Here is a 12,061-nt window from a genome sequence, read left to right as displayed (position 1 = left end):
CCGACAAGGGGTGGGTGGCTCATGCCACCCACCCCTTCGCCAGCCGCCAGGCGCGTTCATCAGTCGGTGAAGCGCACCGAGCGAACCCACGTGATGTTGACCTCCCCGAGGTTCTTCGAGTGGTCCCAGCCGGCCCCGGCGCCGTTGGCGAAGGCGCCAACATTGACCTTGAGCGAGTCCTTGACCTTCAGCAGCTCTCCCTTGGCCGCATCGAAGGCCCAGATGCCGTTCTGCACATACAGCCCGTGGTCACCCGTCTGGCTCACGTTGAAGACCAAGCGGCGTCCGCCGAAGGCGCCCTCCGCATAGTCGTACGTGCGGTCGAAGTTCAGGCGCCACGCGCGCTTGAGGGCCAGATCCATGACCACCGTGCCGCCGTCCGGATCGTTCACCGCGATCTGCCGACGATCCGGCGAGGCGGTGACCGCGCGGCCAAACAGGGTGGAGCCCTGCGCCAAGCGCAACTGCGTCTGCGAGGAGCCGCTGGGCGTGAAGAGCTGGAGCGCCCGGCCCCCGGCGCCGTCGTTGCTCCAGCGCAGCACGCCGCCGAGGGTGGGGATGCTGACGACGCCCAGCGTGCGGTCGATCCTTGACACCGCCCCGCCATCGAGCGGGACCGTCCATTCGCGCGTCTTGGCGCCGGCGTCACCGCTCACGAACAGGGCATCCCTGCCGCACTCGTCCCGGCCGAGCACGAGCTGCTTGAGTCCGATGCTCCAGCCGCCGGCTCCGAAGGCCGCATCGCTCGAGTCGAAGAGCGGCACTGGGTTCCTGCCCTCGCCCGCGAGCAGGACGGCGCGGGTGCGGAAGGCACCATCCACGTGGTCGCGCACGACCCACACCAAGCGCTGCCCGAGGGACAGGACGCGCCCCGCGGCGTACTGGGTCCACGGATCCTGAGCCGCAGAGGAGAAATAGGGAGTCAGTCCGCGCTGCTGGTCCACCACAAAGAGGCCGGCGCGGCCCGCATGGTAGCCGGCCCCATACAGGCGACCCGTGGGCAGAACGGCACCCGCCGTGAAGGAATTCACGGCAGGAAGGCCCTTGTCGACAACGTAGGAGTACCCGCGGGTCTCGGCCGCTGCATACACCGAAAGATCGGTGGGGATGACGGGGGTCCGGTCGGGCCACAGGTATCCGCTGGCGGTGCCCGCGGCCGGCTGGGCGGGCACCTGCAGCCCGGAGGGCTGCGCCGCCCGGGCCGGGCCGGCCAGGGCGGACATCGTCGCGGCGGCGCCCACGGCGCCGAGCGCCCCGAACAGGACGGTGCGTCGCGCGGGGGTCCCCGCGCCGTCGTGCTGTGAAATGGTCATGCCCATATCTCACACCGTGATTCTCCGAGGATCGAGGCCGGCAGGAAGATATCTTCGGACGTACGCAGAGGGCCCCGCCTCCCGGGAGGGAGACGGGCCCGTGCGACGCGCGAGGCGGGCGGGCCTACAGGCCCACAAGCTTGCTCAGCGCCGGCACGATCAGCACGATGCCGAAGAGCACCACGATGCCCGAGACCACAAAGCAGGCCCAGGAGCCCACGCGGTGCAGCGTGCGGTTGCGATCCTCGTCCTCGGCCACGGCCTGCAGGCGCACGCCCAGGCCGTAGAGGCCCACGATCACGAGCGCGGCCAGGATGGTCACCACACCGACCTGCACAAAGGCGATCCATTCGACCATGATCAGTTCTCCTTGTGCTCGGCGGGGGCGGAGGCGGGCTCCGTGACGGATTCGGTCTCGACCAGGGCGGCGGCCGCCTCCGGGGACTCGGCGGTGCCCTCGGCCTTCACGGCACGACGGCGGGCGGCGGCCTCTTCATCCAGCTTGCGGCGCGTCTCGCGCAGCTCGGCGGCCGCGAGGTCCTTGGCGTGCTTGGCCGCCTCGTTGGCGGCGCGGCGGGCGCGCTTGGCCTCCATCTCGGCGCGCTGGGCCGCATTGCGGGCCTTGCGCGCCACGGAGCGTCGCTCCTTCTTGGTGGGGATGTGCACCGCCGCACCCGAGGCGTCCACGTCGCTCATGGCATTGTGGTGCCCCACGGCATCCTTCTGCGAGTAGATGAAGATGCCGAGGATGGAGCCGAGGCCGGCCACGATGAGCACGATCATGCCGACGAGGCCGAGGTGCGTGAGCCCGGCCGCGATGGCACCGACGATCGCGGCGGCCGGCAGCGTGAAGAGCCAGCCGGTGGCGATGCGTCCGGCGGTTCGCCAGCGCACGCCGGCGCCCTTGCGGCCCAGGCCCGAGCCGATGACGGAACCGGAGGCAACCTGGGTCGTGGAGAGCGCGAAGCCGAGGTGCGAGGAGGCCAGGATCGCGGAGGCCGTGGAGACCTCGGCGGCGAAGCCCTGCGCGGGCTTCACGTCGGTGAGGCCCTTGCCCATGGTGCGCATGATGCGCCAGCCGCCCGTGTACGTGCCGAGGGCGATGGCCACGGCACACGCGGCGACGACCCAGAGCTCGGGGCCGGAGCCGGCGCTCTGGTGCCCGGCCGAGATCAGGACCAGGGTGATGATGCCCATGGTCTTCTGCGCGTCGTTGGTGCCGTGGGCCAGCGCAACCAGCGAGGAGGAGAAGATCTGGCCAACGCGGAAGCCGCCGCGACGCGGCGAGGCCGTGCCGGAGGGGCGCTTGGTGATCCAGTAGGCCAGCTTGGTGGCCAGGAACGCGGCGAAGCCGGCGATGAGCGGCGCGGCCAGCGCGGGCAGCAGCACCTTGTCGACGAGGGTGCCGTAGTTCACGGCGCCGAAGCCGGCACCGACGATCGCGGCACCGATGAGGCCGCCGAACAGCGCGTGAGAGGAGCTGGAGGGCAGGCCCTTGAGCCACGTGATCAGGTTCCAGATCACGGCGCCCATGAGGCCGGCCAGAATGATGGACGGCGTGATCGCCACCGACCCCGGTCCCTCGCCCTCGTTGATGATGCCCTTCGAGACGGTCTTGGCGACCTCGGTGGACAGGAACGCACCCACGAGGTTCAGTGCCGCCGCCAGCGCCACCGCGGTCTTGGGCTTGATCGCGCCCGTCGCGACGGGCGTCGCCATGGCGTTTGCCGTGTCGTGGAAGCCGTTGGTGAAGTCGAAGAACAGCGCGAGAGCGATGACGATGACCACGAGCAAGAGCGGGTCCATGCGTTTCCTCGTATCAGGGTGAGAGGGAGGGGTGCTGCCGATCACCGGCGCCGGAGGGCGCGGGTCACCTGGCGTTTACCCTGCGTTCAGGCAGGGCCGCCATCTATCTTAGGGCCTGAATGCCGTGCGCGGGACCGAGCGTTCCCCTGGCCACACCACCGGAAAACGACGCCGGCCCCCTCGGGCAAGCACGCTGGGGTGCTGCCGAGGGGGCCGGTTCACGGTGCCCGAGGCGGGACTCGAACCCGCACGACTTTCGTCGCCGCATTTTGAGTGCGGTGCGTCTACCAATTCCGCCACTCGGGCCTGAGCGGCTGCTGTGTGTGCAACTGCTCCGGATGCGCGTGCCAAAAGTGCTCGCGCGCCTCCACTCTACTAGTCTATTCACGGTTGACGCGCAACGGAGCGCTTCCCCTCCCCCTGAAACGCGCCCCCTCGCAAGGAGTCACCATGAGCACCCAGCCCGCCCGCCGCGTGATCGTCGCAGAAGACGAAACGCTCATCCGCCTCGACATCGTCGAGATGCTGGAGCAGGAGGGCTACGAGGTGGTTGCGCAGGCCGCCAACGGCGAGCAGGCCGTGGCCCTGGCCAAGGAACACCGCCCCGATCTGGTGCTCATGGATGTCAAGATGCCCATCATGGATGGGATCACGGCGGCCGCCGCCCTGACCGCCGAGCGCATCGCCCCCGTGGTCCTCCTCACGGCCTTCAGCCAGCGCGAGCTCGTCGAGCGCGCCCAGGAGGCCGGCGCCATGGCGTACGTCGTGAAGCCCTTCACGCAGGCGGACCTCATCCCCGCAATCGAGATCGCCATCTCGCGCGGCGAGCAGATCGCCGCCCTGGCGAACGAGATCAGCGATCTCCAGGAGCAGTTCGAGACCCGCAAGCTTGTGGACCGGGCCAAGGCACGCCTCATGTCTTCGCTGGGCCTCACGGAGCCCGACGCCTTCCGCTGGATCCAGAAGACCTCCATGGATCGCCGCCTCTCCATGCGCGAGGTGGCCGACGCCGTGCTGGATCAGATCCAGCCCAAGTAGGCCTCCCCGCGCCTCACCGACGGCGGCCCCACCTCACGGTGGGGCCGCCGTCGTGCTGTGTGGTGACGTCACATCCCTGGCACGACGACGCCCCCCGGCCGCGCGTGAAACGCGCCCAGGGGGCGTCGTGGCCGGGGACCGGCCGAGCGAGGACTCAGCCCTCGTTCATGCGGCGGACGATGTCCTCCGCGGCCTGCTCGCGGGTCCGCCAGGGGCGGATCTCCTCGTGACGGGTCTCGTTGCGCTCACCGGCCGGGCCACCCTCGAGGATGTCGCCGATGCGGTGCACGCGCAGGGAGTTCGTCGAACCGGCCTTGCCTGGCGGCGAACCGGAGACGACGAGCACGAGGTCGTCGTTCTCCACGAGGCCGTCGGCGAGGAGCAGCTCCTCGACCTGCTGGCTCATCTTGTCCGTGTGATCCACAAACTCGACCAGCTTGGGCGTGATGCCCCAGAACAGGCACATGTAGTTCACGGTCTGCTTGTTCGAGGTGAAGCCGAACATCGGGGTCGCCGGACGCATGCGCGAGAGGCGACGGGCCGAGTCACCCGTCTGGGTGAAGCCCACAATGTACTTGGCGCCCACCTCCTGAGCCACCTCGACGGCCGCGCGGGTCACCGCACCGCCGCGGGTGCGGGGCCGTGCCAGCAGGGCCGGGATGCGGGTCAAGCCGTGCTCCTCCGTGGAGGAAATGATGCGGGCCATGGTCTTGATGGCGCCGATCGCGTACTTGCCGACGCTCGTCTCGCCCGAGAGCATGACGGCGTCCGCGCCGTCGAGCACGGCGTTGGCGCAGTCCGAGGTCTCGGCGCGCGTGGGCGTCGGGGACTCGATCATGGACTCGAGCACCTGCGTGGCGACGATGACGGGCTTGGCCCAGCGGCGGGCCAGCTCCACGGCGCGCTTCTGCACGATCGGCACGTCCTCGAGCGGCAGCTCGACGCCCAGGTCACCGCGGGCGACCATGATCGCGTCAAACGCGTCGATGATCTCCTCGAGGGCCTCGACGGCCTGCGGCTTCTCGATCTTGGCGATGACGGGGACGCGACGTCCCTCCTCGTCCATGATCTGGTGCACGCGGTCGATGTCATCGGCGCGGCGCACGAAGGACAGGGCGACCATGTCGACGCCGGCGCGCAGCGCCCAGCGAAGATCGTCCTCGTCCTTGTCACTGAGGGCGGGCACGTTCACGGCCACGCCGGGCAGGTTGATGCCCTTGTGATCGGAAACCTCGCCGCCCACGACGACCTCGGTGATGACGTCGGTGTCGGTGACGGCCAGCGCGCGCAGGCGCACCTTGCCGTCGTTGATCAGCAGCGTGTCGCCCGCGGCGACATCGCCCGGGAGCCCCTTGAAGGTGGTGCCGCACTCCTGTGCGTTACCGGGAACGTCGCGCGTGGTGATCGTGAAGCGATCGCCCTCCGCGAGGACGTGGGGGCCGTCGGCGAACTTCTCCAGGCGGATCTTGGGGCCCTGCAGATCGGCAAAAACGCCGATCGCCTTGCCGAGATCGCTGGAGGCCTGTCGCAGATTGGCCAGAATGTTTGCGTGCGTCGCGTGGTCGCCGTGACTCATGTTGAGTCGGGCCACATCCATGCCAGCCTCAATCGCCTCCCTGGCCTTATCCAGGGTGGCGATGGCGGGTCCGAACGTGACGACGATTTTGGCTCGTCTCACCGGTGGCTGCCTCTTTCGTACTCGATGGCATGCTTAAAAAGGGGCGACGTCCTCGGCGCTCCGTTCGGGTGATGGCCGACGTTCCTACCTTGTGTCGACCATCACCCACCTTACTACCTACGCGAGCGAGAATCCGCGATCGGTGGGTCGAACGGGGTCCGGGAGTGCCTCGCCACCCAGGAAGCGCTGCACGGCGGCCGCCGCGGAACGCCCCTCGGCGATGGCCCACACGATGAGCGAGGCGCCGCGGCCGGCGTCGCCCGCCACGAACACGCCGGGCGCCGTGGCGAACTGGGCGTCGCGCACGAACAGCCCGCGCTGCGGCTCCTCGAGGGCCAGCTGCTCCCCCGCCTGCTCGGTCTCGGCTCCCGTGAAGCCGAGGGCCAAGAGCACGAGGTCCGCCTGGATGATGCGCTCGGTGCCGGCCTTGGGCAGGCGACCCTCCGGCGTGTACTCGGTCTCGGCCACCTTGAGGCCCGTGAGCACGCCGTCCTCGCCGACAAACTCGACCGTGGAGGCCAGGTAGGTGCGCTCGCCACCCTCCTCGTGCGCCGAGGCGACCTCGAAGAGCGCTGGGTGCAGCGGCCACGGCTGCGAGTTCGGGCGCTCGCTCGGGGGCCGCTTGCCGATCGCGAGCGTCGTCACGGACGCGGCGCCCTGACGGTGCGCCGTGCCGATGCAGTCGGCGCCCGTGTCGCCGCCGCCAAGGATGACGACGTGCTTGCCCTTCGCGTCGATCTGGCCCGGGACCTCCTGGCCGTCCACGGCGCGGTTGGCCTGCACGAGGTACTCCATGGCCTGGTGCACGCCCGGGAGCTCGCGGCCGGGGAGGGGCAGCTCGCGGCCCACGGGGGCGCCCGTCGCGACGATCACGGCGTCGTAACGGCGGCGCAGCTCGTCCCAGCCGATGTCGGTGCCGATGCTCACGCCGGTGCGGAAGCGGGTGCCCTCGGCCTCCATCTGGGCGATGCGGGCGTCGAGGATCTCTTTCTCCAGCTTGTAGTCGGGGATGCCGTAGCGCAGCAGCCCGCCGATCTTGTCGTCGCGCTCGAACACGGCGACGGTGTGCCCGGCGCGCGTCAGCTGCTGGGCGGCGGCCAGGCCGGCCGGGCCGGAGCCGACCACGGCGATCGTGTGCTCCGTGAGGCGCAGCGGCGGCTGCGGCTCGACGCCGGACCCCGCGAGGGCCGCCTCGGCGATGGACACCTCGACCTGCTTGATGGTGACGGCCGGCTGGTTGATGCCGAGCACGCAGGAGGACTCGCACGGGGCCGGGCACAGGCGCCCGGTCAGCTCGGGGAAGTTGTTGGTCGCCTGCAGGCGATCCACCGCCTCCTCCATGCGGCCTCGCCACACGAGGTCGTTGAACTCGGGGATGAGGTTGCCGAGCGGGCAGCCCGAGTGGCAGAAGGGCACGCCGCAGTCCATGCAGCGCCCGGCCTGCGCCTTGACGACGCGCGGGTCCGGCTTCTCATAGACGTCCTTGAAGTCCAGCAGGCGCACCGGGACGGGCCGGCGGGCCTGGGTCTGGCGTTCACGGGTGTTCAGGAATCCACGGGGATCAGCCACGGGTCGCCTCCAGGATGCGCTCCCAGGCGGCTTCGCCGTCCGGGTCAAGTCCGTCCGCGACCGCCAGCTCGCGCGTGCGGAGCACGGCGGCGTAGTGGCGCGGCATGATTTTGGTGATGCGGGCCGCGGTGTCCTGGAAGTCCAGGAGCAGGCGGGCCGCGACGTCGGAGCCGGTTTCCTCGCCGTGGCGCGTGAGCAGCTCGCGCACCAGCTCGGAGTCCTCGGTGGGCAGGGCCGTGACGAGGAGCTCCCCCTCGGCGGCCTGGGCGTTCAGGCGGCTGCGGTCGAGGTCAAGGACGTAGGCCACGCCGCCGGACATGCCGGCCGCGAGGTTGCGGCCCACGGGACCCAGGATGAGGGCGGTGCCGCCCGTCATGTACTCGAGGCCGTGATCGCCGATGCCCTCGACGACCGCCGTGGCGCCGGAGTTGCGCACGAGGAAGCGCTCGCCCACGTGGCCGCGCAGGAAGAGCTCGCCGGACGTGGCGCCGTAGCCAACCACGTTGCCAGCCACGACATTGTCCTCGGCGACGAAGGCAGCCTCGCGGCCGGGGCGCACGATGACACGGCCGCCGGAGAGCCCCTTGCCCGCGTAGTCGTTGGACTCGCCGAAGAGACGCAGCGTGATGCCCTCGGGCATGAAGGCGCCCAGCGACTGACCCGCCGCCCCGGAGAGCGTCACGTCGATCGTGTCGGGGGCGAGGGTCTCGATCCCAAAGGTCTTCGTCACGATGTGGCCGAGCATGGTGCCCACGCTGCGGTCGGTGTTGACGACGTCGAGCGCGATGCGCACCGGCTCACGCCGCTCGAGGGCGTCGGCGCTGAGCTCGATCAGGCTGTGATCGAAGTGGGCTTCAAGCTCGTGCTGCTGCTGGGTCGAGTTGTACAGCGTGCCCCCGCGCGGGCGCTCGTACTCGCCGAACAGGCCGGTGAGGTCGAGGCCGTCGCTCTTCCAGTGGTGGATGGCGCGGTCCGTTTCGAGCAGCTCGGCGTGGCCGACGGCCTCCTGGATGCTGCGGAAACCGAGCTGCGCCAGGAGCTCACGCACCTCCTGGGCCAGGTACTCGAAGAAGGTGATGACGAACTCGGGCTTGCCCGTGAAGCGCGAACGCAGCTCGGGGTTCTGGGTGGCCACGCCCACGGGGCACGTGTCCAGGTGGCAGACGCGCATCAGGATGCAGCCCTGCACCACGAGCGGGGCGGTGGCGAAACCGAACTCCTCGGCGCCCAACAGGGCGGCGATGAGCACATCGCGGCCGGTCTTGAGCTGGCCGTCCGCCTGCACCACGACGCGATCGCGCAGGCCGTTGAGCAGCAGGGTCTGCTGTGCCTCGGCGAGGCCGAGCTCCCACGGAGCGCCGGCGTGCTTGAGCGAGTTGAGCGGGCTGGCGCCTGTGCCGCCGTCGTGACCGGAGATGAGCACGACGTCGGCCTTGGCCTTGGTCACGCCGGCCGCCACGGTGCCGATCCCGACCTCCGAGACAAGCTTCACGTGGACGCGGGCACTCGGGTTGGCGCGCTTCGCGTCGTAGATCAGCTGCGCGAGGTCTTCGATCGAGTAGATGTCGTGGTGCGGCGGCGGGGAGATGAGGCCAACGCCTGGCGTCGAGTGGCGCGTCTTGGCGACCCACGGGTACATCTTCTGGGCCATGAGCTGGCCGCCTTCGCCGGGCTTGGCGCCCTGCGCCATCTTGATCTGGATGTCGTCGGCGTTGGAGAGGTACAGGCTCGTCACGCCGAAGCGGCCGGACGCGATCTGCTTCACCGCGCTGCGGCGCTCCGGATCCAGCAGGCGGTCGACGTCCTCGCCGCCCTCGCCCGTGTTGGACTTGCCGCCCAGGCGGTTCATGGCGATCGCGAGAGACTCGTGAGCCTCCTGCGAGATGGAGCCGTAGCTCATGGCACCCGTGGAGAAGCGCTTGACGATCTCCGAGATCGGCTCGACCTCATCGATGCTGATGGGCTCGCGCTCCTCCGTCTTGAAGCGGAAGAGGCCGCGCAGGGTCTTCAGCTCCTCCGCCTGGCTGTCCACGCGCGAGGTGTACTCGCGGAAGATGTCGTAGCGGCGCTCGCGCGTGGCGTGCTGGAGCTTGAACACCGTCTCCGGGTCGAAGAGGTGCGGCGGGCCCTCGCGGCGCCACTGGTACTCGCCGCCCGTCTCGAGGCTGCGATGCGGATCGGAGTTGCCGTCGTTCGGGTACGCGGAGGCGTGGCGCTGGCGCGTCTCCTCGGCGATGACGTCGAGTCCGATGCCGCCCATCTGGGTGGCGGTGCCGGCGAAGTACGCGTCGACGACGGGCTTGGCCAGGCCGAGGGCCTCGAAGGTCTGCGCGCCGCAGTAGGAGGACACCGTGGAGATGCCCATCTTGGACATGATCTTCAGGACACCCTTGCCGAGCCCCTTGATGAGGTTCTTGGCCGCCTGCTCCGGCTCCAGGCCGGGCAGCACACCCGTGCGGGCCAGGTGCTCCACCGTCTCCAGGGCCAGGTACGGGTTGACCGCGGTGGCGCCGAAGCCGATGAGGGCCGCGACGTGGTGCACCTCGCGGACGTCGCCGGCCTCCACGAGAAGGGAGGTGCGCACGCGGTTGGCGGCGCGCAGCAGGTGATGGTGGACCGCAGAGGTCAGCAGCAGCGACGGGATGGGGGCCCACTGCGCGTTCGAGTCGCGATCGGAGAGCACGATGAACTTGACGCCGCGGTTCACGGCGGCCGAGACCTTCTCGCAGATCTCGGTCAGGCGCGCCGCCAGCTCCTGGGCACCGCCCTCGGGGCGGTAGAGGCCGCGCACACGCAGGGTCTCCTTGCCTCCGGCGGCGTCGCGCGAGTTGGCGACGCGGGCGAGCTGATCGTTGCTCATGACCGGGAAGTCCAGGGCGATCTGCGTGGTCGGCTCGAAGCCGAGCGAGAGCAGGTTGCCGTCGGGGCCGATCGTGGTGCGCAGGCTCGTCACGAGCTCCTCGCGCAGGGCGTCGAGCGGCGGGTTGGTGACCTGCGCGAAGGATTGGACGAAGTAGTCGAAGAGCAGGCGCGGGCGCTGGGCCAGCACGGCGATGGGCGTGTCGGTGCCCATGGCGCCGAGCGGCTCGGCGCCGGTCTGCGCCATGGGGCCGAGCAGGATGCGCAGCTCCTCGTGCGTGTAGCCGAAGGTCTGCTGGCGCACCTCGATGGAGCCGGCGCCCGAGACCACGTGCTCGCGCTCGGGGAGATCGGAGAGGGAGCGCAGATTGGCCTTGACCCACTCGCGCCACGGGTTGGCGGCGGCGACCTCGGCCTTGATCTGGGCGTCCTCGACGATGCGGCCCGCTGCCGTGTCCACGAGGAACATCTTGCCGGGCGAGACGCGCCCCTTCTTGACGATGGTGCGCTGGTCGAGGTCGACGACGCCCACCTCGGAGGCGAGCACGACGAGGCCGTCCTCGGTCACCCAGTAGCGCGAGGGGCGCAGGCCGTTGCGGTCAAGCACGGCGCCCACGAGGGTGCCGTCCGTGAAGGCCACGGCGGCCGGGCCGTCCCACGGCTCCATGAGCATTGAGTGGTACTCGTAGAACGCGCGCTTGTCGGCGTCCATGGAGAGGTCGTTCTCCCAGGCCTCGGGGATCATCATCATGATCGCCTGCGGCAGCGGGCGGCCGGAGAGCATGAGCAGCTCGGCCACCTCGTCGAAGGAGGCGGAGTCCGAGGCGCCGGGGGTGCAGATCGGGAAGAGCTCCTCGGGTACCTCGCCCAGCAGCGGCGAGGCCAGCTGGGACTGGCGGGCACGCATCCAGTTGCGGTTGCCCTTGACCGTGTTGATCTCGCCGTTGTGGGCGATGGTTCGGAACGGCTGGGCCAGCGGCCACGAGGGGAAGGTGTTGGTGGAGAAGCGCGAGTGGACCACGCCGATCCGCGAGGCGAAGCGCTCGTCGGAGAGATCGGGGTAGAACGGCTGCAGCTGCGCCGTGGAGAGCATGCCCTTGTAGACGATGGTCTGCGAGGAGAAGCTCGGGAAGTAGACACCGAACTTGGCCTGCGCCCGCTTGCGCACGCGCCAGACCCGGGCGTCCAGGTCCGTCGCGTCGTCCTCGCACGGGGTCACGAAGAACTGGGCAAAGCGGGGCATGCTCGCCAGGGCGGCCTCGCCGATGCCGCTGGTGTTGATGGGGAGCTCCCGCCAGCCGAGGACCGTGAGTTCCTCGTCCGCGGCCATGACTTCGAGGCCGGCGCGGGCCATGGTCTCGTCGGCGTCGTTTGCGGGCAGGAACGCCGTGCCCACGGCGTAACGTCCGGCGGCGGGGAGTTCGAAGTCCACCACAGCGCGGAAGAAGGCATCCGGGACCTGCACGAGGAGGCCGGCTCCGTCGCCCGTGCCCTCGTCGGCACCGACGGCGCCGCGGTGCTCGAGGCGACGCAGGGCGTGCAGCGCCTGCTCCACGAGCTCGTGCTGGGGCTCGCCGTGGAGGCGGGCGATCACGGCCAGGCCGCAGGCATCCTTTTCGTTGGCGGGGTCGTAGAGACCCGTCGCCTTCGGGATGGAGGCAAAGGCCTCGAAGGGGTTGGGGGCCGGTTGGTCCGGGAGGGGCGCGTGCGGGCGCTGCGTCATGGCGGGAATCCTTCACATCGAGGAGCTCGGCATCCGCGCGCTGAACGTGGGTTCGCGCTGATGCCGTTGGCCGAC

7 protein-coding genes and 1 tRNA gene are annotated in these 12,061 nt (G+C 70.0%); 1 reads left to right on the top strand and 7 read right to left on the bottom strand.

Annotation, left to right across the window (positions count from 1 at the left end):
• Positions 1-59 precede the first annotated feature (59 nt).
• From DWB68_RS11160 to DWB68_RS11145, 4 genes are all read right to left on the bottom strand, one after another.
• Positions 60-1,313: a TolB-like translocation protein gene (locus DWB68_RS11160; protein WP_147391656.1), complete on the bottom strand. Its 1,254-nt coding sequence runs from the start codon at positions 1,311-1,313 to the stop codon at positions 60-62.
• Positions 1,314-1,437: 124 nt separating this feature from the next.
• Positions 1,438-1,671 (bottom strand): hypothetical protein, encoded by a 234-nt coding sequence (locus DWB68_RS11155; protein ID WP_199700438.1) that lies wholly within the window; start codon positions 1,669-1,671, stop codon positions 1,438-1,440.
• Between the two features lie 2 nt (positions 1,672-1,673).
• Positions 1,674-3,119 carry an inorganic phosphate transporter gene (locus DWB68_RS11150; protein WP_119425204.1) on the bottom strand — a complete coding sequence of 482 codons (1,446 nt, stop codon included), beginning with the start codon at positions 3,117-3,119 and terminating at the stop codon, positions 1,674-1,676.
• A 224-nt stretch (positions 3,120-3,343) separates the two neighbouring features.
• Positions 3,344-3,425: transfer RNA gene (locus DWB68_RS11145), tRNA-Leu, on the bottom strand.
• A 144-nt stretch (positions 3,426-3,569) separates the two neighbouring features.
• Between DWB68_RS11145 and DWB68_RS11140 the strand changes: the two genes are divergently transcribed.
• Positions 3,570-4,157: an ANTAR domain-containing response regulator gene (locus DWB68_RS11140; protein ID WP_119425203.1), complete on the top strand. Its 588-nt coding sequence runs from the start codon at positions 3,570-3,572 to the stop codon at positions 4,155-4,157.
• Positions 4,158-4,311: 154 nt separating this feature from the next.
• On the opposite strand, the gene pyk is transcribed toward DWB68_RS11140, so the two are convergent.
• The 3 genes from pyk to gltB form a co-directional block, all read right to left on the bottom strand.
• Positions 4,312-5,835, bottom strand: a complete 1,524-nt coding sequence (gene pyk / locus DWB68_RS11135) for a pyruvate kinase (RefSeq protein WP_119425202.1) — start codon at positions 5,833-5,835, stop codon at positions 4,312-4,314.
• 117 nt (positions 5,836-5,952) lie between these two features.
• Complete coding sequence (locus DWB68_RS11130) at positions 5,953-7,404, bottom strand: glutamate synthase subunit beta (RefSeq protein ID WP_119425201.1); 1,452 nt, start codon at positions 7,402-7,404, stop codon at positions 5,953-5,955.
• Entirely contained in the window at positions 7,397-11,986 is a 4,590-nt protein-coding gene (gltB, locus tag DWB68_RS11125) for a glutamate synthase large subunit (protein WP_119425200.1), read from the bottom strand. The genes DWB68_RS11130 and gltB overlap by 8 nt, the downstream gene beginning before the upstream one ends.
• Positions 11,987-12,061: the final 75 nt, after the last annotated feature.

The organism is Galactobacter valiniphilus, from assembly GCF_003575975.1.
Classification (GTDB): domain Bacteria; phylum Actinomycetota; class Actinomycetes; order Actinomycetales; family Micrococcaceae; genus Galactobacter; species Galactobacter valiniphilus.
Note: the sequence above shows the minus strand (reverse complement) of the source record. Positions and strands in the feature narration are given on the sequence as shown.

What these genes read in the sequence shown, in the direction of transcription:
- DWB68_RS11155 (WP_199700438.1), bottom strand. Translation starts at nt 1,671, where the DNA reads ATGGTCGAATGGATCGCCTTTGTGCAGGTCGGTGTGGTGACCATCCTG.
- DWB68_RS11160 (WP_147391656.1), bottom strand. Translation starts at nt 1,313, where the DNA reads ATGACCATTTCACAGCACGACGGCGCGGGGACCCCCGCGCGACGCACC.
- gltB (WP_119425200.1), bottom strand. Translation starts at nt 11,986, where the DNA reads ATGACGCAGCGCCCGCACGCGCCCCTCCCGGACCAACCGGCCCCCAAC.
- DWB68_RS11140 (WP_119425203.1), top strand. Translation starts at nt 3,570, where the DNA reads ATGAGCACCCAGCCCGCCCGCCGCGTGATCGTCGCAGAAGACGAAACG.
- DWB68_RS11150 (WP_119425204.1), bottom strand. Translation starts at nt 3,119, where the DNA reads ATGGACCCGCTCTTGCTCGTGGTCATCGTCATCGCTCTCGCGCTGTTC.